Origin of the sequence: Chitinophaga filiformis (assembly GCF_900102545.1) — a bacterium.
Lineage (GTDB): Bacteria > Bacteroidota > Bacteroidia > Chitinophagales > Chitinophagaceae > Chitinophaga > Chitinophaga filiformis.
Genome location: NZ_FNBN01000009.1, coordinates 177,516 through 202,179, shown reverse-complemented (window position 1 = coordinate 202,179; position 24,664 = coordinate 177,516). Strand labels below are relative to the sequence as shown.

Annotated in this window: 14 protein-coding genes; 5 read left to right on the top strand and 9 right to left on the bottom strand. The window is 46.6% G+C overall.

What is annotated here, in order from left to right; translation table 11 throughout:
• The first annotated feature begins 16 nt into the window (after positions 1–16).
• From BLR32_RS28165 to BLR32_RS28150, 4 genes are all read left to right on the top strand, one after another.
• Positions 17–3,184 carry an efflux RND transporter permease subunit gene (locus BLR32_RS28165; protein WP_089836969.1) on the top strand — a complete coding sequence of 1,056 codons (3,168 nt, stop codon included), beginning with the start codon at positions 17–19 and terminating at the stop codon, positions 3,182–3,184.
• A 40-nt stretch (positions 3,185–3,224) separates the two neighbouring features.
• Positions 3,225–4,610 carry a TolC family protein gene (locus BLR32_RS28160; RefSeq protein WP_245705538.1) on the top strand — a complete coding sequence of 462 codons (1,386 nt, stop codon included), beginning with the start codon at positions 3,225–3,227 and terminating at the stop codon, positions 4,608–4,610.
• Between the two features lie 334 nt (positions 4,611–4,944).
• On the top strand, positions 4,945–6,072 hold the full coding sequence (locus tag BLR32_RS28155; protein WP_089836963.1) for a glycoside hydrolase family 130 protein: 1,128 nt from the start codon (positions 4,945–4,947) through the stop codon (positions 6,070–6,072).
• 128 nt (positions 6,073–6,200) lie between these two features.
• A complete protein-coding gene (locus tag BLR32_RS28150; RefSeq protein ID WP_176842456.1) occupies positions 6,201–6,557 on the top strand; it encodes an SRPBCC family protein in 357 nt (118 codons plus the stop codon).
• Positions 6,558–6,676: 119 nt separating this feature from the next.
• On the opposite strand, the gene BLR32_RS28145 is transcribed toward BLR32_RS28150, so the two are convergent.
• The 9 genes from BLR32_RS28145 to BLR32_RS28105 form a co-directional block, all read right to left on the bottom strand.
• On the bottom strand, positions 6,677–7,135 hold the full coding sequence (locus BLR32_RS28145) for a hypothetical protein (RefSeq protein WP_089836959.1): 459 nt from the start codon (positions 7,133–7,135) through the stop codon (positions 6,677–6,679).
• The gene (locus BLR32_RS28140; protein WP_089836956.1) at positions 7,110–8,282 is read right to left on the bottom strand and encodes a DUF4221 family protein; all 1,173 of its coding nucleotides are present in this window, start codon (positions 8,280–8,282) and stop codon (positions 7,110–7,112) included. Before BLR32_RS28140 ends, BLR32_RS28145 begins: the two co-directional genes overlap by 26 nt.
• Positions 8,283–8,346: 64 nt before the next feature.
• The gene (locus tag BLR32_RS28135; protein ID WP_089836954.1) at positions 8,347–8,553 is read right to left on the bottom strand and encodes a hypothetical protein; all 207 of its coding nucleotides are present in this window, start codon (positions 8,551–8,553) and stop codon (positions 8,347–8,349) included.
• 416 nt (positions 8,554–8,969) lie between these two features.
• The gene (locus BLR32_RS28130) at positions 8,970–10,898 is read right to left on the bottom strand and encodes a glycoside hydrolase family 97 protein (RefSeq protein ID WP_089836952.1); all 1,929 of its coding nucleotides are present in this window, start codon (positions 10,896–10,898) and stop codon (positions 8,970–8,972) included.
• Positions 10,899–10,920: 22 nt separating this feature from the next.
• A complete protein-coding gene (locus tag BLR32_RS28125; protein WP_089836949.1) occupies positions 10,921–12,051 on the bottom strand; it encodes a glycoside hydrolase family 88/105 protein in 1,131 nt (376 codons plus the stop codon).
• Positions 12,052–12,081: 30 nt separating this feature from the next.
• Positions 12,082–13,794 (bottom strand): RagB/SusD family nutrient uptake outer membrane protein, encoded by a 1,713-nt coding sequence (locus BLR32_RS28120; RefSeq protein WP_089836947.1) that lies wholly within the window; start codon positions 13,792–13,794, stop codon positions 12,082–12,084.
• 56 nt (positions 13,795–13,850) lie between these two features.
• Complete coding sequence (locus BLR32_RS28115) at positions 13,851–16,991, bottom strand: SusC/RagA family TonB-linked outer membrane protein (RefSeq protein WP_089836945.1); 3,141 nt, start codon at positions 16,989–16,991, stop codon at positions 13,851–13,853.
• Between the two features lie 487 nt (positions 16,992–17,478).
• The gene (locus tag BLR32_RS28110; RefSeq protein ID WP_089836943.1) at positions 17,479–19,587 is read right to left on the bottom strand and encodes a chondroitinase-B domain-containing protein; all 2,109 of its coding nucleotides are present in this window, start codon (positions 19,585–19,587) and stop codon (positions 17,479–17,481) included.
• A 330-nt stretch (positions 19,588–19,917) separates the two neighbouring features.
• A complete protein-coding gene (locus BLR32_RS28105; RefSeq protein WP_089836941.1) occupies positions 19,918–20,415 on the bottom strand; it encodes a hypothetical protein in 498 nt (165 codons plus the stop codon).
• A 71-nt stretch (positions 20,416–20,486) separates the two neighbouring features.
• Here BLR32_RS28105 and BLR32_RS28100 point away from each other — a divergent pair, with 71 nt between their 5' ends.
• Positions 20,487–24,596, top strand: a complete 4,110-nt coding sequence (locus BLR32_RS28100; RefSeq protein WP_089837260.1) for a hybrid sensor histidine kinase/response regulator — start codon at positions 20,487–20,489, stop codon at positions 24,594–24,596.
• The last annotated feature ends 68 nt before the right edge of the window (positions 24,597–24,664 follow it).

Sequence of the window (24,664 nt, the reverse complement as noted above, 5' to 3'; positions counted from 1 at the left end):
CTAAAAAAGCAAGAGAATGTTTAACATATTCATGAAAAGGCCTGTCTTTGCGATAGTGATATCACTTATCATTATCTTCATGGGCGTACTGGCCATTAATACACTCCCTACCTCACAGTTCCCGTCGATCGCACCTCCGAGGGTAATTGTGAGTGTAGCCTATCCCGGCGCCAGTGCCGATGTACTGGTGCAATCCGTTCTCATCCCGATGGAAAAGGCAGTGAACGGTGTACCGGGTATGAAGTACATGACATCCGACGCTACCAGTGCCGGTGAAGCCAATATTCAGGTAGTATTCGATCTCGGTACAGATCCTAACCAGGCTGTAGTAAACGTTAAGAACAGGATTGAGCAGGTAACGAGCAGGCTCCCGCCACTCGTACAACGTGAAGGTATCGTTGTGAATATCCTGCAGCCAAACATGCTGATGTACGTGAACGTATACAGTACAGATCCTAAAGCGGATGAGAACTTCCTTTACAACTACGCAAACATCAATATCTTAAATGAGCTCAAAAGGGTAAAAGGTATCGGTAACGCACAGATCCTCGGTAGCCGCCAGTATGCAATGCGTATCTGGCTGAAACCTGACCGTATGCGCGCCTATAATGTGTCTACAGATGAAGTGATGGAAGCATTGAGCAATCAGAGTATTATCGGATCTCCCGGCCGTCTGGGACGAAGTGATGGTAAACGTTCTGAGTCGCTCGAATATGTATTGACTTATCAGGGCCGTTACAACAAACCTGAACAGTACCAGGACGTGATCATCCGTGCCAATCCGAACGGTGAGCTCCTTTACCTGAAAGACGTTGCGGATGTTGAATTCGGAAGTGAGTTCTATGATATCTATTCCAACCTCAATGGTCACCCTTCAGCAGCGATCGTATTAAAACAGACTTATGGTAGTAATGCGAGCGATGTAATTAAAGCCATCAAGCTGAAACTGGATGAAATTAAAAAGAGCTCTTTCCCTCCGGGAATGAACTATGAGATCGACTACGACGTATCCAGCTTCCTGAACGCCTCTATCGAAAAAGTGGTACATACCCTGGGCGAGGCATTTATACTGGTGGCGATCGTGGTATTTATCTTCCTGGGCGACTGGCGCTCTACCCTCATCCCTACCCTGGCGGTGCCTGTATCGCTGGTGGGTGCGTTCTTCTTCATGCAGCTTTTCGGACTGACCATCAACCTCATCACACTGTTCGCGCTCGTACTGGCTATCGGTATTGTGGTGGACAACGCCATTGTGGTGATAGAGGCCGTCCATGCCAAGATGGAAGAAGAACATCTCTCGCCCTATCAGGCAACTATAAAGGTGATACATGAGATCAGCGGAGCGATTGTCGCTATTACCTTTGTAATGACTGCAGTATTCATTCCGGTAGCATTCATGTCGGGCCCAGTAGGTATCTTCTACCGGCAGTTCGCCATTACCATGGCAACTTCCATCGTACTCTCCGGTGTGGTGGCACTAACACTGACGCCCGTACTTTGTGCGATCATCCTGAAGAATAACCACGGACAGCCCAGGAAGAAAACACTGATGAACAGGTTCCTCGATGGATTCAACCATCAGTTTGAGAAACTCACCGGCAAATATGCAAGCCTGCTCAAATTGATCGTGAACCGTAGAGTCATCACCTTTGGTATCCTCATCGCTTTCGGCGCCGGTATTGTTGGCATCAACGGTAATCTGGCTTCCGGCTTCATTCCCAATGAGGATCAGGGTATGATCTATGCGATCATCCAGACACCTCCCGGCGCTACCCTCGAAAGGACCAATGATCTCGCAAAACGAGTACAGGAAATTGCTGAACACATAGAAGGTATCCAATCCGTTTCGGCACTGGCAGGTTATGAGGTATTGACAGAAGGTAGGGGTTCCAACGCAGGTACCTGTCTTATCAGTCTGAAAGACTGGTCCGAGCGTAAGCATAGTGTGACAGAGATCATCGAAGAGCTGGAAGAAAAATCAAAAGATATTCCGGGAGCAACGATAGAGTTCTTCGGACCACCGGCTGTACCTGGATATGGCGCTGCGGGCGGTTTCGCGCTACGCCTGCTTGATAAGACAAACAGTGATGATTATAAGGAGCTGGAAAAAGTGAATGATCAGTTCATGGCTGCATTGGGTAAACGCAAAGAGCTGACAGGTCTGTTCACCTTCTTCAGTGCCAACTATCCTCAGTATGAATTGCAGATCGACAACAAGGCAGCGATGCAGAAAGGTGTATCTATCGGTAAAGCGATGGACAACCTCTCTATCCTGATCGGTAGTACCTACGAACTTGGTTTCATCAGGTTCGGTACTTCACTCAAAGTATACGTGCAGGCCTCTCCTGAATACAGAAGGCTGCCTGACGATCTGATGAAGCTGTATGTAAAGAACAATAAAGATGAAATGGTGCCTTATTCAGCATTCATGTCCATCAGAAAAACACATGGTCTGAATGAGATCACCCGGTACAATATGTACACTTCCTCTGCTATCAGGGGTGAGCCTGCACCGGGCTACAGCAGTGGTGAAGCCACCAAAGCTATCCAGGAAGTAGCCAAAGAGACATTGCCACGCGGATATGACATCGACTGGGAAGGTTTGTCGAAGGATGAAGTAGAACGTGGAAACGAAGCACTCTACATCTTCCTGGTGGTACTGGCCTTCGTGTACCTGATCCTGGCGGCACAATACGAAAGCTTCCTGCTACCGTTGGCGGTGATCCTCTCCCTGCCTGCGGGTATTTTCGGGGCCTTCCTGCTTGTTAAACTAATGGGACTGGCCAACGATATCTATGCCCAGGTGGGTCTTGTAATGCTGGTTGGTTTGCTGGGTAAGAACGCCGTATTGATCGTGGAATTTGCCGTGCAGAAACACCGTGCAGGTGCAACCGTAGTTGATGCTGCGATAGAAGGTGCGAGAACGCGTTTCCGTCCTATCCTGATGACGTCACTGGCGTTCATTGCCGGTCTGATCCCACTGCTTTTTGCTACGGGTCCGGGTGCTATCGGTAACCATACAATTGGTGCTGCATCTGCCGGCGGTATGCTGTTGGGAACAGTTTTCGGTGTGATTGTCATCCCGGGACTGTACTACATATTCGGTGGTCTGGCGGCAAAACGTAAGCTCATTAAAGACGAAGACGGAAACCCCTTAACTGAAGAAATCGATCACAATGTTTAGAAAAAAAGTAAATAAGTATATAGGAATAACCTGTGTTTCCTTGGCTGTTGCGGCTTGTGGCGTACCGGCTTTAACGGAAAAGACAGAGAATAGAACAGTACCTGCGAGTTTTAACAACTCGCAGGATACTGTCAGCATAGCAAAGATGAAGTGGAAGGAATACTTCACTGATCCTTACCTGGCTGCGCTGATAGATACTGCTTTAAACAACAACCAGGAGCTCAATATCACTTTACAGGAGATAGAGATCGCCAAAAACGAGATAAGGGCCAGAAAGGGTGAGTATCTGCCATTTGTGGGCGTCAGAGGCGCTGCAGGGGTTGAAAAGGTAGGTCGCTATACCAGCCAGGGCGCCGGTGATGCTACTACTGAGATCGAACCTGGAAAGGAAATGCCTGACCCATTGCCCGATTTCCTGCTGGGCGTATATGCCAACTGGGAAGTGGATATCTGGCATAAACTGCACAACGCTAAAAAAGCAGCAGTGACCAGGTATCTGTCCACCGTAGAAGGCAGGAACTTTATCGTAACCACCCTGATAGCAGAAATAGCTAACTCCTACTACGAGTTACTGGCACTGGATAATCAGCTGGGTATTGTAAAACAGAACATCGACATTCTGAACAATGCGCTGGAAGTTGTAAAATTGCAGAAGGAAGCTACCCGGGTTACCGAACTGGCCGTACGTAAATTTGAGGCGGAGGTGTTGAACACCAAAAGCCTGCAGTACGATATCCAGCAGAAGATCACAGAGACGGAGAACCGGATCAATTTCCTGCTGGGTAGATATCCACAGCCGATCCAAAGGAATCTCCAGACTTTTGACAATCCGATGCCGGAGATCGTTCATACAGGTATCCCATCTCAATTACTGGCCAATCGTCCTGATATCAAACAGGCGGAACTGGACCTGGTTGCGTCCAAGCTGGATATAAAGGTGGCCAAAGCCCAGTTCTACCCTTCCCTGGGTATTTCTGCCGGTTTTGGATATAACGCCTTTAATCCAACCTACCTGTTCAGGACGCCTAAATCGCTGATGTATTCCCTGGCAGGTGATCTGATCGCACCGTTAGTCAATAAGAATGCCATAAAGGCCAATTACGCTACCGCCAATGCGAAACAGGTACAGGCTGCCTACAACTACGAGCGTACCATCTTGAACGCCTATGTTGAGGTTGCCAACCAGCTGATCAAGATCGGCAACCTGGCCAAAAGCTATGACCTGAAATCAAAGCAGGTGCAGACACTGTCCGAGTCAATCGCGATTTCCAATAGCCTCTTCCAGTCAGCAAGGGCTGATTACATGGAGGTACTCCTTACTCAAAGGGATGCACTGGAATCGAAGTTTGAGCTGATCGAGACCAAAAAACAGCAGCTGAACGCCATGGTCAACATTTACCAGGCGCTGGGCGGCGGATGGAATTAAGCTATCCAATAAACTGGAAAAACGGAGAAAGATCGTCCTGATATCCTTCAGGGTTCGATCTTTCTTCGTTTCTTCCATATCACTATACCGTCATTTCCATATCATTTGACCGGCATCTCTATATCGAACCGATATACATATGACGGTGAAATGATATCCAGATGGCGGTATAGCGATATGGAGATATAGAATTCGGATCGAAACCAGGTCCTTACAAGGATTAGATAAGTACTGACTGACATCCCCTTAACCCGGTAACTCCTGAAGGAATCTGTCCACCACTGTGAAGTATCACTTTCATTTATTATTTTCGCGATAACCCGTTAATAATCACATGAGAAAGCCACGTTTATTACTCTTTGTCCTGTTAGCCATTCATTTTCAGATTCTTGCGCAGCAACCTATTAGCCGGCTCCCTGACTGGGCTCTGGGGCCATTTGTCAGACCTGCCGGAGCCAATCCTATCATTTCGCCGGACTCAGGCAGTCGCTTTTATGATCCGATGCAAGAGAAACTGCTGGACTGGGAAAGCAATGATACCTTCAACCCTGCCGCTACAGTAAAGGACCAGAAGGTATATGTGCTTTACCGTGCCGAGGATAAATCCGGCGTAGGCATAGGGCACCGCACCTCCAGGATTGGACTGGCGGAAAGCAAAGACGGCATCACGATGAAGCGTATGGGTAAACCCGTGCTCTTTCCCGGGAAGGATGACCAGCAGGAGTTTGAATGGACAGGTGGCTGTGAGGATCCCAGGGTGGCTGTGACGGAAGATGGCACTTACCTGATGCTATATACCCAATGGAACAAAAAAACGCCCCGTTTGGGCTCCGCAACGTCAAAAGACCTGGTACACTGGAAGAAGCATGGTCCCATCTTCCAGGATGCTTTCAATGGCAGGTTCCATAATATCGCATCCAAGTCGGCGTCCATACTGACCACGGTGAAGAATGGCCAGCTCAGGATCACGAAGTATAAGGGTAAGTACTGGATGTACTGGGGCGAAAATCACGTTTATGCCGCGACTTCCGACAATCTCGTTGACTGGGTTCCGGTAGTGGATGAAAAAGGTGCGCTTAAAGCCCTCATATCTCCCCGTAAAGGCTACTTCGACAGCAACCTGACCGAGTGTGGCCCTCCGGCTATTTTGACCGATAAAGGCATCGTATTGCTTTATAACGGGAAGAATCTGGGAGGCAAGGACAGAGACACAAACTATACGGCCAATTCATACTGTGCCGGACAGATGCTGTTCAGTGCAGATGACCCTACAAAATTCATTACCCGTCTTGACCAGCCATTCATGGTCCCCACCGAACCATTTGAAAAGAGCGGGCAATATCCTGCAGGGACGGTGTTTATTGAGGGCCTTGTCTATTTTAAGGGCAAATACCTGCTTTATTACGGATGCGCCGACTCCAGGGTGGCGGTGGCTGTTTATGATCCTGCAAGGGCTAATTAGAATTTCCTGATATTTGCATGCTCTTAAAGGATCAACCGACGGAAACCAATGGCAACAATGGAAGCAATACTGGAAAAAAAGATACTGATCAATGCCCCGGTAGGCGAAGTATGGAAGATACAACATTAATGAAAACATGGATGGGATCAGGGGAAATGGGCATTGAAATTACCACTAACTGGGAAGTCGGCAATCCTATAGTGATAAAGGGATTTCATCATGTTGAATTTGAGAATAAAGGCATCGTGCTGGAATATGTACCCGAAAGTATAATCAGTTATAATTTTTTAAGCTCGCTATCCAGGCTACCGGATGAAGAAAAGAATCATTCGGTTCTCCGGTTCGTACTGATGCCTGAGGGAGATCATACGACCATATTACTCACCATCAGCAATTTTCCCACAGAAGCAATCTATCATCATCTGAATTTTTATTGGAATGTTACCCTGGCAATGCTAAGCAGGCAGTATCTTTCTGATCATTGATGTTTATTATTCTCTGACTGATACGATTTCTGATATCTACCTTGTTGATGCTATAGTACAGGTGTTATTTATTGTACCGCTGGCATTGACCGGCAAAAGAACGGAACAGTAAGCTGTATTCATTTGCCCAGCAAGGCATTTAGCCCATCGCTATCAGGACTCTGATAAGTAACCTTATCAACGCGGTGATCCTTCACAGTAACAATCATCGGATAGATCTCCTTTCCCTTATCAGGATATTCAATCATATCAGCTGTATCCAGTAACACCTTATTGCTGGACATTACATCATTCCCCAGTTTTATCTTCAGTAATTTGGCAGATTGTATCCTGGTGAAAATATACCTGATGCTATCTGACTTGCCAATGTTGTTCTTTACAAATGCTTCAGCTGTACTGATACAACCTTCACAACCCTGATTGGGAATAATAACATAACTGCCAGTAGCAAGATCATTCGCATCCAATGCATCGATGGCCTGACTTAGCTTGCCGACGCCGTTTTGACGAGAACAGGCAGATACCAGTAGTGTAAGGAATAAGAGCAACAGTCTATAATTCAATCTTACATTGTACATATTGGGCGATGTTTTGGTCCTTATTATTGGCATTCAGAAAATATATTCCCTCCCGGGTAACAAAAAAGTTATCCAATGCCAGGGCATCAGGCAGGGCCGCTTCTCCCAGGTATTTAAAGTCTTTGTCAAACGCGATGAGGCTGGTTTGCTTCCCTCTTAATTTAGCAGTGATTGATACTTCATCAGCAGGAGGTAATTCCAGCAACCTGTAATACCTGTCATGGTATTGGTCATAAATGATATTACGATAGGAAGGCGTACTGGTATAATAAGCGAGGGCCAGCTTCGGATCCAGTATCTGTTTATCATTTTTGGATAATGACATTGATGTTATGCAAATGTTGCTCCTGCTCCCGGCATACAATTCTTTTGTCTGCCAGTTACTGTCAATGACCTGTATGTTATGATCGGCAGGGAGACTGATGATCAGGTGTTTTGTCTGCTCATTATATGCACAGTATGGCGTACGCAAATGTGATCCTCCCCAGTTATGCTGCCAGTAAACCTTGGAATAAGACAGCCGTTGACTGATACCTCCTGTAGACAGATCGATCATGGTGCAGATAGTACGACTGTTGACAAGCTCATCCTCCTTCTCTCCCAACAGAAATCCCGTACCAATAATCCTGTTGCCAAGGAAAAACACAGGTGATGCAGGATTGGCATAAGGCCAGGCAGCGGCATTACTTTTCATACGGGGCGCTTCACGGTTAACAAAGTCAAGGCTTTTGTAAACAGTATCGCGGCTCATTGAATAATAGAAGAGCTTTGCACTACCATAGGTATACAATACCAGGCTATCTGCAGAAAGATAACGCATGTAAGAAATCTTCTGCCGGATATTAACCAGGTGTATGCTATCCGGATATACCTGTCCTTCTTTGCCAAGCGGGTATCGTAGCAGGCGTTTGTTATAACTATCAAAGGCATACAATACATTTTCTGCTGCATGATAATCGATAGGTGTTGATATACCCATTACCATCAAACTATCCAGGTAAAGGCGCAGCGTATCGTTTGTAGAGATGGTCAGCGGGATAATGGTACCGGCTGTATTACAATTTGACCAGGGCGTCTCTGTTTTGCCACCGCAGGCATAGAGAGAGATAAGGGCGCCCAAAAATAAAAAGAAGGATCTTCCTGACATAGGTCCGTTTAGACTTGATAATAATGAAAATAAACAGGGCGGTGCTCGCCCTGTTTATCATCCGCTATTCTACATAATACGTACAATTGGTCTCATCCGGATTAATGGCAGAAACGCAGTCGTAGTGGTATACACCGCCTACAACAGTGATCCTGCATTTTCCGCGCAGGCCATGATGATCGTCCTGACAGGCGCTTCCGGAAGATGAACCGGATACGAACAAAACAATTGCTGTAACAGCAATACCAAAAAGCATGAGGGATCTTTTCATCTTGTATTGTTTTAAATGAAGGAAAAGCAAAACGAGGTTGTACTGACGTTAACAAATCACAATCGGGTATAACACATTACAGGATATTGGCGTCAGCGGGTATTCATAATTTCAGTACCTGACTAATTTAGGTAAAATAATTTATAATTCATCATAACTGTTCTGAAATAGCTATGACTTATTCTTATAAAATTGTCAAGATGACATATTCGCTAAATAGTGCCGGTTTCAGTATGGGATGGCGGGCGGCGGTCTCTCTGAAACTGAAGCTACTGAGGGTAATAAAAAGTGGATGTATTAAAAATAAATGAACATCCACAGAATTGGTTAAATGACTACCTGGCTCCATCAGGTACCCGAATAAAAAGAGCCTGATCATACTTTTGATACAGGCTCTCTCTATGTTGCTACAGTAGTTAATCTTTTCGCTTTACCGCTGTATTATGTGAACTATATGCGTTTCCGTTTCCTCCTGAGGTAACGAATACCGCTACATATCCTCCTCCCGGTGCCAGTTGCAGGGGGATCACATCTTTCTTTGTATAGGCCGCTTCTTCTACCTTCACAGCGCCTGCACTATCAGGAATATCTCTCACTACAGATACTTTGTAGTTTGCCTGCTGCAGGAAAGAGAGCGGGATATTGATCTGCTGAGGCGCATCTCCATTCATTACAGCCAGGAACCAGGTATCGCCTTTACGCCGCGCGAATACTGCCAGCTGGCCTATTTCAGATGGCGGCAATACGATGGTTTCGTCCCAGGTAGAAGGGATAAGCTTTATCAGGTTGCCGGCAGGATTGTCAAGGATGTGTTGCGGCCGGGCGGCATAGGTAAGCAGCGGTGCACTCAGAATGGCTGCACTGGCTACCTGGTGAGCCCAGGAGGTATTCTTTCTACGCTCTCCGAAATGAACGACGGTATACTCTGCAGGACCGGCTAAAAAACGCGTGAAGGGCAAGGTGGTTTCGTGTTCGGCCCTGTCTGTCAGCTTGCTGGCTTCCATACCTTTTACTGCTTCCCTTGTCAGTTCATTGGGCCAGGTGCGGGATGACCCGGTAGGCTTGTTAGCACCATGGAAATCTGTTAACAGGTGATACCTGGCTGTTTCCTGCAGGATAGCCGTATAAAGGTCTATCACCTCCTTTGCTTCACTGTCAAAGAAATCGATCTTGACACCTGTTATACCCAGGTCATGACAGCGCTTGAAAAAAGCCTGTCTTTCCGTTTTATCCCGCAATGTTTTGGAATGCTTCCATACCCAGATGCCTACATGATGGCTTTTAGCATCATTGACCACATCCCTGATCTGATCGTCTGTCCACTTGGCCCAGAAGCCTTCCAGGATATTATGTTCAAAACCTAAAGCGCCTGCTTCAGCAGAAAACTGCTTCATGACTTCGGGCGTACCATCTCCACCTCCGTCCAGGTATTTCCATGCAGCGCGGCCGGGTTTGATCCAGTCTGTATGTATGCCTTTAGGAAATAGTTTCGGGTCGGGCGGCGGACAAAGATTCTGTACTATATCGTTGTTGACCATTGTATTAAGGTCAGCACCTACCATTACTACCCGCCAGGGAGTAGTAATGGTGCCACTGATCGCTGCAGGTTTGAGAGAACGCTGTACATCCTCTTCACTGTAGCGTAGCTTATAGGGATAAGAAACCGGCTGATGTTGTGCTAAGCGTACTACCAATCCCTGTTTGCCATTTGCTTCGAGCGCCATACCGGCATAGTTCACGAGGTCGGCTTCTGTAATGGCCGCGTAAATACCCTGTTGCAATTTGAAGGTGGCTGGTGGCGCTACCCACTCTCCTGCCTGTAAAGCGGATATCTCCTTTTTTGCATACACACTTTCATAATGCATGTTCAGGTCGTGATACCATACCTCACTTCCGGCGGGAATATTGAATACTGTCGCCTCATCAGGGATACGGTTCACACTGGCGGCGCCGGGCACCACTGTGCGGAAGGCGATGCCAGTGTTAAATACACGTACATCCAGGGTGTAGCTGGTGGTACCCTGTTTCAGGGCAATTGTGGCGCCCTGACAATTGTTAACAGCCACCGCATGCACTCCATTCCAGGGATAACGTTCATTGACGGTATATCGCTTTACAGCACCCTTTGTTACATCGCTGGTCAGCAGGCGGTCATCAATAGATAGTATCATCGGTGATGCATCGATAACCGGGGTATTCCGGAAAGCAACTGTATAGTATAGCTGCTGATGATCAGAGAATAACCTGAAACGAACCTGCCCGTCGGGACTGGTCACCAGCGTAGTATCGGCAGCAAAAGTCTTCGCTGCCAGCAGCAGCGTGCAAAGAAGGACCCGTATTTTCATAATATTGCTTTATTGATGTAACCTATCTTAATAAGGCAGCTGCACACCATAACAGTGGCGCCTGTCCATGCATATCGCCGGTAATACGTTTACGGTCCAGGTAGTACTGGCGGTCGTTCTTCTTGTTGGTACCTTCACATACCTCGCGGACATCGCCATTGCTATCAATGTAGGTTACCAGTGCCAACCATGCCTTACGTGCTGCCGGCCCATAGACCTTTGCATCCAGCCATCCCTGCTTCACACCTGTGATCATGGCAAATGTGAACATACCAGTACTGGAGGTTTCCGGCCATGAAGCAGGATCATCTATCAGCTGTCGCCACATACCATCTTGCGCCTGGTATTTCAGCAATGCCGCCATCATCTTTTTGTATCCTTCCATGATGCGGGGCCTGTCAGGATTATTGGCCGGTAATGAGCGTAACAGTTCACTCATACCTGCGGCCATCCAGCCATCACCTCTTCCCCAGAAGAAAGGAACGTCCGGTGCATGATAAAAGAGTCCGTTAGGCTGTTGTAAAGAATCAAGATAGACGACCATTTCCTTTGCTGCCCGATCGATATACTCCTTGTTGCCCGTAGCACGGTAGGCTTGCGCCTGTACCGCTGTGATCATAAACATATCATCGATCCACATACGGGTTTGCCAGGTAAGTCCCTTTTTGTAAGCCGCCAGGCCTTCAGGCTTTACGTGCGGTCCTTCCGGTGTTCCCCATTGTTTGTCTGCAATCCGCTTTCCCATTTCCAGGTAACGCGGATCTTTCGTTTGCTGATAAAGCTCCAGCGGTACTGATCCAAACACGGTATGGTCTACATGGTCGGGCTTAGGCACCAGTGCTGTATCTGCTGCAAAAAGCGGTTCAAAGCGTTCGGCGAGTTTTATCGTCAACGTGTTGTCCTTACTTTCCTTTGCAAATGCCAGTGCGCCATACCAGGCACAAACCTCCGGATAGGTAATAACAGAAGGTGGTGTTGACCTGCCGAAATTGGGATGCGGGGAGGCAATAAAGCGATTAGCCACCCGTTTCCCTACTTCCTGTGGAGAGCTGTCTTTGGGAAAATGTTTCAACGCGGCGGATTGCGAATAAGCCACACTACAATGGACTAAGACCGTCATGGACAGAAGTATGCCTGCAGGCTTTCTTTTCATATGTTTGTTTTTACGGTTAATAGAATTTGGCTACCACTGCGGGTTCTGCGGATACTTAGAACCGGTTGTTGTTGCATCTATCTGCGACTGTGGAATAGGCCGGAGTTTATGTTTCTCCTGTATATTCTTCTGTCCGTCAGTATTATGCAGTCTTACCCGTGTAAGTAATTGTCCTGTTCTGATCAGGTCCTGCCATCTCGTTAGTTCTCCGCATAGTTCGCGGGAACGTTCATCCAGGATAAAATCTAACGAGAGATCTGAAACCTGTACTTCCATTGCCTGCGGATTGCCTGTAGGATAGGCTGCTCTTCTTCGGATCGCGTTGATGAAACCTACTGCATCGCCAGGCCTTCCATCCATGAATGCTGCTTCTGCTGCTACCAGATAGGTATCTGCCAATCGGTAAACAATGATAGGTCTGATAGATGGATTGTTCATATCAACACGTTTGGTATCGAAATATTTCGTCAGCGTAGGTGCTAAAGAAGGTACGTACTTAGCAGGTGTAATGACCTGGTAAGGTTTGGCCTTTATCTGAGCATCAGACATTTCATAGCCGGGCATAAATATGGCCGTATCTCCAATTCCGAACTTCGGCTGACCAGGATGTGCATTCGCCGGCGCTCCCGGTGGTAAAGGATCAGGCCAGTTAGGGATCAGCTTCCGTGCATTGCAGATCCAGGTAGTCTGAAAGCTCTTATTATAACGGGTATCATTTACCTTATCTGCAAACACTGTATCTGTCAGCCAACGGGTAGGGATCACCCGTATATAAGGGCGGCCATAAAACACATCCCGCTGCATGCCAGGCTGATTCTCGTACTGGGGCACCCACAGATGGCACAAGAGGTTATCCGCATCGCGGTTATCCTGTTTAGGAGAACCATTGTATGCAAGATTAGATGTATGCTGCACCGTCCATAACACTTCCATATTCGCCTCATTGCCTTCCTGGAATACCTTTCCGAAATCGGACAGCAGTCCTACTCCTGCCGCCGCGCTATTGCTGATCAGGGTAGCTGCTGTTGTATAGGCATTTTTATAATCATCTGCTTTTTTAGCGAGGGAGCCTGCTCTGGTGAGATATACCTTCGCCAATAGATGTGTAGCTGCGGCAGCAGTAGCCCTGCCTGGCTGTACACCGGCACTGAGAGGTCCCGGCGGGAGGCTGGCAATAGCTGCAATCAGATCTTCAATAATGAAATCATATACATCCGCCATAGGGTCGCGTACAGCCGAGGTGGTAGGCGTACTCTGGAAATGCCTGTTCAGTGTTACATCTCCCCATAGTTGCACCAGGATAAAATAATAATTAGCCCGCAGGAACCTGGCCTCGCCCACCATTCTCTTTCTAAGCGTTGTGTCCATCCCGGGTATCTGTGGTGCATTATCCACGAGACCATTGCAGGTATTGATATACGTGTAACAATACTTCCAGACATTAGTTACATTTCCATTCGATGGTGTATAATTGCTGGAATAACTATTCAGATCGCTACTGCCGTCCACACCTCTTTTAAATTCATCTGTGCCACATACCGTCAGGCTATAAAAGTCCTGCGGTCCCCATATCCAGCGGGTACCTGCATAAGCGGCATTCAGGCCTGCCTCAAAACCCTGCGCTGTTGTAAAGAAATCGGGCGTAAGCACAGAATGAGGTTCTTCCTCCAGCTTTTTCTGACAGCCGTAAAACAGCCCTGTTACAAACAGGAGATTGATAAGATATATACAAAGCTTTTTCATATACTGATAGTTTTGGTAAATCTTCCGGAACTGTTGTCCGGCTTACATTATATACATCACAGCGACACGTTAAAACCAAATATCATAGACCATGTACCAGGCGTATCCACATTCAATCCTCCCTGGTTATTAGTTCCTGATCCTGATCCCATCGCCGTTTCAGGATCGATGCCTTTGTATTTATTCCGGTAAGGAGAAAAGAGAATAAAAGGATTCTGGGCAGTGGCATATATCCTTACCGCTCCAAGTCCCCATCGTTTCACCATGGCAGGCGTGAGGCTATAACCGAGACTCAGTGATCTGATCTTCAGATAGCTTCCATCGAAATAACTTAACAGGGAACTATTGGGGGTATTGGTATTGGCATGGTTAGGTTTAGGATAAAAGTTCTGACCACTGCCGGGTGTCCAGTAATCTACATCCAGGTTATTGTAATTACTCTGGTAGGTATTGATAAAGCTGCCGCTCTGATGCATCTTGCTCACGATCAATCCGCCCATTCTGACAAAGGCAACAATGGTAAGATCAAAGCCTTTAAAGGTAAAGCGGTTGGTAATACCTCCCTCCCATTTCGGCTGGTTGGAACCTAGTATCACTCTGTCGTCTGCATTGATCAATGAATCCCCATTCGTATTCGCAAGTCTGAGTTGACCGATCACCGATCCGGGATTTGTTACTGTCAGCCCATATCCTTTCGCGATCAGAGAATCTTCTTTTGTATTCTGCCAAACGCCTTGCTTCTTATAGTCGAAAATGACGCCTATAGGATATCCGACGAACCAGTTGTTATTGATATCTCTTGTAACGCCGTTTGCCAGCTGCGTGATCTTACCGCGGTTGATAAACACGTTGAGGTTGGTTGTCCAGCCGAATCCATTGTTATCTCTGGCGCGGACGTTCACTGTACTGAGTTGTAACTCTATCCCCTTGTTGGAAGTCTTTCCTACATTCGTCAGGATCGCATTGGGAATACCTGAAGTAGGTGGTAATGTTTGTGGCAATAACAGAGAACGTGTTTGTTGCTGATATAATTCTATCGTTCCTGTTACACGATTGTCCCACAGACCGATGTCAATCCCTGCATTCAAAGTGGAGGTATACTCCCAGGTAAGAGCTGGATTAGACACATTGGTGGGATAAGCGCCCGTAACATTGGTAGAACCGAAATTGTATGTGGTGGGCGATAAAGCGCCAAGTGTCTGATAAGGAGAGATAGCGGTATTACCCACAGAACCATATCCTACTCTCAGTTTCAGGTTGGTGACAGCATGTGCCTTTGACATGAAACGCTCTTTATGCAGGTTCCAGGCCGCAGATACAGATGGGAATACATGGTATTTATTGCCGGGCGCCAGACGGGAAGAACCATCAGATCGCAGCGTCAGTGTAAGTAAGTATCTTTCATCATAGTTATAGTTGAGTCTTGCCATGTAAGAGAGGATATCCCATTTCTCATATTTACCCTGTCCCGTAAGATTGGCTGAATACTGCGGATTGTAGTACTGCAGGAAGTCTGCGAGGATAGTATTGTTGTTGAATGTATTGGACTGTAAGGCGGATTCCTGTAAGCTGTACAAGCCTGTGAAGTTAATGTTGTGCTTCCGGGCAATCGTCTTCTCATATATCAGCAGGTTTTCAAGGGTATAGTCGAGGGTCATGTTGGTCTGATTACTGGAAGTAGACAAAGTCCCCTGATTATACGTTGTTTTGCTGGCATAGAAGTTTCCATATACATCATTCCTTAGTTCCGCACCTGCGTTAAACCTGTATTTCAGGCCTTTTGCCAGCGTGACCTCCGCATATAAAGTAGTGAAGGTGCCTGATCTTTTACGTGTCTCCACAGCTGCACCGGGCAGAGAATTAGCCAGGGGATTCCATACCTGGCTGGCAGTACCGGGTACATATGCATTCACTAATGCGCCAGTGCTATCGTATGGTGATACCAGCGGATTAGCGCGTAATACCTGTCCCATCGGATTGGCACTTTCTCCGTTTGTAATGGAATAGGTATTCAGTGTATTCAGCCCCACTTTCACTGATTTCCCCAGCTGCTGATCAACGCTGGCTTTAACGGAAAACCGTTCAAAAGACTGTCCGGAATAGATGCCTGTCTCTTTGTAGTATCCTCCTGACAAAGCGTATTGCGTGGTCTCTGATCCACCGGTAATGCCAAGTTGATGGTTGGTTGTCATCCCGGTTTTATAGATCAGTTTCTGCCAGTTAGTATTGCGGCCCATTTTGATGCCCTGTACTTCTTCCTGGCTGAAGGAGCCATTGGTATAAAAAGAAGGATCGTCCAGACCAGTGTATTTACCGGGTGTTTCATTAATGAGCGCCCATTTTTTAAATGTGGTGAATTGCTGTGCATCCATTACATCATATTCCCCCATATTCTTTACAAAACCTGCATAGGCGCTATAGGTAATAACAGGTCTGCCTGTTCTGCCTCTGCGGGTGCTGACCAGGATGACTCCATTAGCGCCTCTTGAACCGTAGATAGCCGTGGCGGAGGCGTCTTTCAATACTTCTACAGATACTACATCATCCGGGTTCAGGTCGTTGATATCGCCGTTAAACGGAATACCATCCACAATGAATAAGGGATCATTGGCAGCATTTACTGACCTGGTACCTCTTACCAGTATTTTAGGTTTTGCACCGGGCTTGCTGTTACCTCCGTTTTTCTGCACATCGATACCAGCACCCTGTCCCTGTAATGCCTGGCTCAGATTGGCTACAGGCACATCTCTGAGAGACTGTTCTTTGATGGAAACAATGGAGCCTGTTACATCGGATTTCTTTTGTGTACCATATCCTACTACCACCACTTCATTCAGGCCTTTATTGTCTAACTGCAAAGGAACGATCATCCCCGACTGATGATCATTGCCAACGATGATCTCTTTACGCACATACCCGGTAAAGGATACGCTGAGTATAGATTTTTTCGGAACAGTAATGTTAAACTGACCTCCGGCTGTTGCTGCTGTTCCATGTGTACCTCCTTTCACTCTTACGATAGCCCCCGGCAGCGGTTCCCCCTGCTCATTGGTCACAACTCCCTTTATCACTACCTCCTCCTGGTTCTGGGCATATGCAATGCCCGATAAAAACATTAAATAATACCATATGGCGAAAGCCCATATCTTCCTGGTTCTGCAACTATTGCATGTAATTGCAGTGATCAGATTTTTCATAACGGAATTTTTAATTGTTAGGCGGAACTTCTACTGATGTAACCTGGATAAACGCTAAGCGATACTGACAATGCCAGACGTGATTGAATAGATAAAGCATACATGCAAACGATTGCACAAATAGAGAATAGAATTCCCTTCCCATATATTTCAATGAGAGAACCAACGTTGACAATTTATTCCTAAATCATGCAAACGTTTGCATGTATTAACAAAAGGAAACTGTTACAGAATAATTAAACTCATAATTGATTAATTGGATTTTGGTGAAGAAGATGAGTAATGCTATCGGGCCAGGAACGATCAAACTTTCATAACGGAATAACTTGTGAGACTAAGCTATCTATTGTGGAACACTGTTTTAAAGTTAAACAAAAGGCATTGAAAAAAAGCTTCATACCACTTGTCTAATTTTATCATTTACTTATACTTTTTTCTCATCAATGAGACTATTCCAGTTATCTGGATGAGAATATCCTGTTGCCGGTTAGAATTTCTGCAGCTTCTTTGTGTCTGATTTTCCGTTGTGGTGTAACTCCAGCAGGTACATGCCAGGGGCTTTGTCGGATCTGAAGGGTACCGTGTATTTTCCTGCCGACAGATATGCATTTATCAGCACTGCAACTACTTTGCCGTTCATATCATATACTGCCAGGCGGGTCTTGCCGGGGTCAGGCAATGTAAAGTGAACGGTTGTCTGGTCGGAGAACGGATTAGGGGAAGTGTTTAATGTCATTTCAGGCGCAGTGCTGCTCTTTATTGCAGCGATGGACTGCCTGCTGGTGCTGCCGGTCTGTATTTTTACTTCTGTATAACTATTCCATGCATTTACGCTATTACCGTGTCCCAGTATCCGTACATATTTTGCCTGACGGGCGGTGAATGTGAAGGTTTCCAGATTAAGGGAAGTTCCACTGCTGACCCGTCCTGTAGATGCATTGGTCCAGTTGGTGCCATTGTTACTTGTCAATACATCAAAAGTGGAAGTACGGGTATTACCACTATAAAATGCGATCTGTACGCCGGAAACAGACACCGTATCATTCAGGCAGAACTGGATCCATTGGCCATCTCCATTGGCTGACCAGCGGGTATTCAGGTTATCGTCCAGTACATTGGCAGGCACGTTTCCATCATCGCCGCTGGCAGATATGGGTTCGCAGGTAGTACCGGAGTCATTGTCTGCATTTGGGCCTACCAAATCAGATGTAAGTATACGTGCTGTAACGGCTGCGCCAGACACCTCATCTGCTCCGATCTCCAGGGGCGCAGTGCGTGCTTGTCCGTCCATATCTGTTGTTACGGATGGGTAAGAGCCTGTAGCAGCGCCAATGGCAGGACTGCCGGACTGCAAATGGAATGTACCGGTTGCATTTCTTGCAAGTAAAGGATTGGCGGTGGTGTAGCCACTGGAAGGCATGTCGCCATCGCCGTTTGTATTATAGAGCATATTACCGCTCCATACAGCGCCTGTGTATGGTCCGGCGATGGTAGCTGCTGCTCCGCCGCCCTGTATAATATTATTGGCGATGGTAATAGCGGTTGCTCCCAGCCCATTGGTACGTCCGGCCTGGATGATATTGGCGGGGTTGTTGACCAAAGTATTAAACGCAATCAGCACACGATCCGGACGGTCATGAACAGTCAGCGCGTCCCCATTGGCTACCTCGCCATCTCCATTACCGACATTGATAGCGGGGTTGCAATTTTCGAAATGATTGCTGAACACTTTATGATCATCTCCAAAGATGCGGACACCCGGTGTGTTGATAAAATAGTTGCCGTAAATGATATTGAAGTTACCATGTCGCAATGTGAGATGGGCAGGGCAATTACGGATCGTATTAAAGCGGAATGTTACTGCGGATGCTTTGATAGAAACCAGCTCGTTCTCTCCCTCGCAATCCTCAAAAAGATTATGTTCCATAACGCTGTTGCTGGAAGATAGGCTGTAACCACTAAGGCCGAACTGTACTGATTCAGCCCCGTTGCCTGTCTGAGGATTGTGATCCAGGAAATAGTTGTGGTGGATATGTATGCGCTGGCAGATCTGGCTGCCGGTACCCCGCATCGCGATAAACCGTCCCAATGCATTCTTATGCTGGAAGGTATTGTAGTCTATTTCATGATCGTTCCCGTTGATGGTCAGGTTCTCCCCTTCTCCGGGCGTTTCAAAGACATTGCGTGTCCAGCGACAGAAACTGGTACCGCTGGCCATCGTTGCCTGGGAGGCATTGAAGGTGAATTTAAAGCCGCGGATGACGATGTACTTAGCCGGACTAACAATACTAAAACCAGCAGTACCATTGATCGTGGCCCCTCCTATCGTCTGGGCAGCAATGGTGATCGGCTGGGAAGCTGTCCCCTGCTTACTGATCGTAATGTCCGTACTGGCGGTATATGTACCATTTGCCAGGATGATCACATCTCCGGGAGCGGCATTGTTGATAGCGGTTTGTAAGGCGGATAAGGACGATACATTAATAGTGGCGGCCCATAGTTGCAGATGTCCCGACAGGCAAAGGACAAACAGGGCCCAGGTTTTCAGGTTGCCGGACAGTTGCAGGCACAATAAGGGCTTGATTAGCTGTTTCATGCGAAATTGTTTTAATAATAATTGATTAAGGGATGGTGATAAAAACAGGTTATAAAAAGTGGGAATTCTGCACCTGCTTTTTGTAAGCGGAGTCAACGTGGTTTTTCTAAGATAGGACTTTTTTGGTAATTAGCAATCGGTTGCAAGGGAGGATGTAAATTCTTTCAGCCGGAGGAGAAATATGCTTTATATACGACGTATACACGGCGTATACACGACGCATCTATGACGCATAGGTGGACTTATAATATTTTTGAACTACCTTTTTAATTACCATTTTATAGGTAATAACTGCAATAATGGCCCTCCGGACTGCCCCTCCTGCGGCTCTTATTGCTGCTCAGTCTTATAATAACTTAACCTCACATGATATACCCCATCGCTGTATTTACGCGTATAAGTCCCGGAAATATGATGATAAGCACCGGCACCACCCGTAATTGGAAAATCATGATCCGGCGCAATCGTATCTCCCGGTGTCAGATTAAATAATCCAATCGCGGAAATAGTCCCATCCGGCAACTGGAAAACAGTTGTTGTAACACAATCGTAACGTTTGCTGCGCAGGTTATAATACATGCTGGAAAATACATCCTGCGTAATAGCACCTCCCCTGCCTGTACTATCATGACATATGGCAAGTGCCTGTTCTATCAGACCGTTGTATACCCCGGAATCTGCCTGCTGATGATTATATAAAGTATCGAACTGATTTTGTATGTCCGTCTGCTGGTAAGTAAGTTCGATAACAGCGGGAGTTGAATGCTTAGGCTGCTTACAGGCGGCAAGGACAAGTAATATTGTACAAATGACAAGAATAGGTTTCATAGCGGGTATTTTGGTAAATCTATGGCTAAAATGTCGTATTTTCATAACAGACTGATGCCTATTCCATGTTGATGAAATTATTACTGATTCCACTATTATTGCTGGTGAACAATGTCTATCCACAACAGTCATCTTACCAGTTCTCTTCTTTGAATGTCAATAATGGCCTGTCACACAATCAGGTCAATTACATATACAAAGACTCCAAGGGATTTATGTGGTTCGGAACAATGAGCGGATTGAACCGTTATGATGGATATTCCTTTAAAGTATTCCGCCATAACGTAGCGGACTCTAATTCCCTGAGCGATGACTATATCACCGGGATCTATCCTGCTCCGAATAACCGCTTATACATCAAAACCCGCGCGGGCGATAATATTTATGATCCTGTCAGGGAACAATTCGCGAATGCCACCACATGGCTGCAAAATAAAGGACTGCCGGGATACTATGTGAACAGCGTTGCACAAACAGGTAATACCTGGTGGGTTTCATATACAGGTGGAGGGTTATACAAGGTCGACAGTACAGGCCATGCTACTAAAATATTGATTCCAGGCTCCAGCAATATTCCCGTTTCAGACCTGAAGAAAGATGCACAGAACAGGCTTGTCATACTCTACACCAATGGCAGGCTGGAAAAACTGGATGTCGGCGCCAACAGGGTCGTTTACCGCAATAACAGTCTCATCCCCATGATAGAAAAGCAGCCGGCTTCACTCCGCTTTTTTATAGATGCACAGGATGATATATGGGTATATATGCCGGAAAATGACTTTGGTGTCATCTACCTGAGTCCTGCGAAAGGTACCATCAGACAGCTATCAAGCCGCAATGGCGCTTTAAATAATGACATTGTCAACAGCATTGTACAGGATGATAAAAACATCATCTGGATAGGGACGGATCATGGAGGTGTCAATCTTGTAAACAAAAGCGATTTCTCTTCCCGCTTCCTGCTCAACAAGGAAGAAGACCCTAAAAGCGTTGCAGAAAATGCTATATATGCACTCTACAAAGACAATTTCGGCATTGTATGGTGTGGCACCTATAAAAGAGGCATCAGTTATTTTACAGAGAACATGCTGAAATTCTCCCTGTTTAAACATAGTCTTACCGATAAACAGAGCCTCAGCTACAACGATGTAAACTGTTTTGCGGAAGACAAAAAGGGGAATATCTGGATCGGCACCAATGGCGGCGGTCTCATTTATTACGATCGTACCGCAGGAACTTTTACCCGGCAGCAACACAATCCTGCCGATGATAACAGCATCAGTAACGATGTAATTGTCAGCCTGTATGTAGACGACCACGACAACCTGTGGATCGGGTATTATTTCGGAGGAATGGACTACTACAACAAGGGCAGGATCACCCATTACCAGCACAATGAGAAGAATCCAAACAGCCTTGCCAATAAGACTGTCTGGAAAATATACAGAGATAAACGCAACAATTTCTGGGCAGGCACCCTCGGTGGTGGATTAGACAGATTTGACCCCGGTAACAGCATCTTTTATCATAATAATGTTAATCAACCAGCTTCCGTTCATTCCAACTTCATCACCGCCTTTGCGGAAGATAAAAAAGGGAATCTCTGGATAGCCACCGCTTACGGCATCGACGTGCTGGACAACTCCAAAGGCATTTTTGTACATTACCTGAATGCCACCCACCAGCTGAGTAATGACAACGTGTTCTCTCTCCTGTACGACAGGCATGGACACATGTGGGCAGGTACCCGCTCCGGCCTGAATGTATTTGATGAAGCCTCACAGACCTTCAAATCATTTACAGTGAAAGATGGGCTGCCGGATAATAATATCATCAGTATACTGGAGGATAATGAGGGATATCTCTGGGTCAGCACCTCCAATGGATTAAGTAAGGTCGCTGTGAAGGAAAGTCCTGAGGGGCAACTCAGCATCAGCTGCCGCAATTATGATGATAAAGACGGACTGCAGGGAAAGGCCTTCAATGTTAACGCCGCCCTTAAACTCCGGTCGGGGGAACTCATTTTCGGCGGTGCCGACGGATTCAACCTGTTCAATCCTGCATCGCTGCCACAGAATACCAATAAGCCTGCTATTGTACTGACGGGATTGCAGCTGTCCAACAAGACAGTAGAAGTCAATGAAAAGGTGGGTAACCGCGTCGTGCTGCCAACTTCTTTGTCCGAGATAAAAGAGATTGTGCTTAAATACAATGAGAATGATTTCTCCATTGATTTTGCAGCCTTAAACTTCATCAATACCGACAAAAACCAGTATGCCTACAAACTGAAAGACTTTAACGAGGAATGGCTGACCACCGATGGTAAAACCAGACGTATCACCTATACCAACATCAACCCGGGCACCTACACCCTGATGCTGAAGGCAGCCAATGAAGACGGCTACTGGAATGAAGAAGGTATTTCCCTCAAGATCCGTATCAAGCCACCATTCTGGAAAACGCCGCTGGCCTATATCATCTACATGGTACTGGTAGTTTCCATATTGCTGCTTTTAAGAAGACAGGTGATCAAACGCGCCCATACCCGTTTCGTACTCCAGCAGGAAAGAAGAGAAGCGCAACGCATGCATGAACTGGACATGATGAAGATCAAGCTGTTTACAAATGTCAGCCATGAATTCCGTACGCCGGTGTCGCTAATACTGTCGCCTATAGAAGAGATCATCCGGCATACGAAGACCCAGGAGGACAAAAACAAGTTCCAGCTTATCTACCGCAATGCCAAACGTTTATTGAACCTGGTAAACCAGCTGATGGATTTCCGGAGGATGGAAATGCACGAGCTGAAGCTCGACCCTGTCAGAGGAGACATTGCCGAATTTATTAAAGATGTAGCCTGCTCTTTCACTGACCTGGCGGAGCGAAAACAAATCCATTTCTCCTACCAGAGTAGTTGTAGCCAGCTATATACCAGTTTTGACCACGATAAGATAGAACGGATCCTGTTCAACCTTTTATCCAACGCTTTCAAATTTACGCCCCAGGGAGGCACCGTAACAGTTGAAACGACACTCAGTTCCACAGATGATAAAACATGGCTGGAAATAAGGGTTAAAGACACAGGAATCGGTATTCCGGCGGAAAGACATGAGAAAGTCTTTGAGCAGTTCTTCCAGAGTGACATGCCGGGAGGGTTTGTGAACCGGGGTAGCGGAATAGGGTTAGCCATTACGAAAGAATTTGTAAAACTGAATAACGGGACCATCACGGTAGAAAGTGAGGTGAACAAGGGTAGCTGTTTTATTGTACAACTGCCTATTGAGCTGTCAGAGGAACATGAACAGGCGCCTCAGACGGAATCTGTGATGGTTTCTCCGGTCCTTCATGCAGCTAAGGCAACGGCAGACGTGGTTGAAGAAGAGGAGATTTCCTTACCGGTTGCTGACCTAATGGAGTCTTCGACTGAAAAACAGACCATCCTCCTGATAGAAGACAATGACGACTTCCGCTTCTACCTGAAAGAGAACCTGAAGGCATATTATAATATTATCGAAGCAGCTGATGGCGGCGCGGGATGGCAGAAGACATTATCAGGGCATCCTGACCTGGTAGTGAGCGACATTAATATGCCGGTCATGGACGGCGTTGAACTGTGTGGGAAAATCAAACACGACAACCGTACCCGCCACATCCCCGTAATACTGCTTACTGCCATGGCCGGGGAAGAAGAACAGCTAAAAGGACTGGAAACCGGGGCGGCAGATTACATGGTGAAGCCCTTCAACTTCGAGATCATGCTGTCCAGGATCCGTAACCTCCTGGCAAGACAGACCCTGGTAAAACACATTATTGGCTCTCCCGAAACGACAGGCGAGGGACATGTGCCCTCCCCGAACGAGAAATTCCTGGAGAAAGTGCTGGCGATCGTGGAAAAGAACCTTTCCAATGCCGGTTTCTCTGTGGAAGAACTCAGCCGGGAGCTTTGTATGAACAGGGTATCTGTTTACAGGCGTATTTTCTCCCTCACGGGACAAACGCCGGTGGAATTTATCCGTACCGTGCGCCTCAAAAAGGCAGCCCAGTTATTGTCCAAAACAGAAATGAACGTAACAGAGGTGGCTTATGAGGTAGGTTTTAACAATCCTAAATACTTTGCCAAATACTTCAAAATGGCCTATAATATGCTGCCTTCCGCGTACGTTGCCAGCATGAGAAAATAGGCCCTGCAAAGAGCAATACCCATCCATGTAACATTTGATACCCCTGCTGCAACATTTTATCCTATTTA

What these genes read in the sequence shown, in the direction of transcription:
- BLR32_RS28165 (WP_089836969.1), top strand. Translation starts at nt 17, where the DNA reads ATGTTTAACATATTCATGAAAAGGCCTGTCTTTGCGATAGTGATATCA.
- BLR32_RS28155 (WP_089836963.1), top strand. Translation starts at nt 4,945, where the DNA reads ATGAGAAAGCCACGTTTATTACTCTTTGTCCTGTTAGCCATTCATTTT.
- BLR32_RS28150 (WP_176842456.1), top strand. Translation starts at nt 6,201, where the DNA reads ATGAAAACATGGATGGGATCAGGGGAAATGGGCATTGAAATTACCACT.
- BLR32_RS28145 (WP_089836959.1), bottom strand. Translation starts at nt 7,135, where the DNA reads ATGTACAATGTAAGATTGAATTATAGACTGTTGCTCTTATTCCTTACA.
- BLR32_RS28140 (WP_089836956.1), bottom strand. Translation starts at nt 8,282, where the DNA reads ATGTCAGGAAGATCCTTCTTTTTATTTTTGGGCGCCCTTATCTCTCTC.
- BLR32_RS28135 (WP_089836954.1), bottom strand. Translation starts at nt 8,553, where the DNA reads ATGAAAAGATCCCTCATGCTTTTTGGTATTGCTGTTACAGCAATTGTT.
- BLR32_RS28130 (WP_089836952.1), bottom strand. Translation starts at nt 10,898, where the DNA reads ATGAAAATACGGGTCCTTCTTTGCACGCTGCTGCTGGCAGCGAAGACT.
- BLR32_RS28125 (WP_089836949.1), bottom strand. Translation starts at nt 12,051, where the DNA reads ATGAAAAGAAAGCCTGCAGGCATACTTCTGTCCATGACGGTCTTAGTC.
- BLR32_RS28120 (WP_089836947.1), bottom strand. Translation starts at nt 13,794, where the DNA reads ATGAAAAAGCTTTGTATATATCTTATCAATCTCCTGTTTGTAACAGGG.
- BLR32_RS28115 (WP_089836945.1), bottom strand. Translation starts at nt 16,991, where the DNA reads ATGAAAAATCTGATCACTGCAATTACATGCAATAGTTGCAGAACCAGG.
- BLR32_RS28110 (WP_089836943.1), bottom strand. Translation starts at nt 19,587, where the DNA reads ATGAAACAGCTAATCAAGCCCTTATTGTGCCTGCAACTGTCCGGCAAC.
- BLR32_RS28105 (WP_089836941.1), bottom strand. Translation starts at nt 20,415, where the DNA reads ATGAAACCTATTCTTGTCATTTGTACAATATTACTTGTCCTTGCCGCC.
- BLR32_RS28100 (WP_089837260.1), top strand. Translation starts at nt 20,487, where the DNA reads ATGAAATTATTACTGATTCCACTATTATTGCTGGTGAACAATGTCTAT.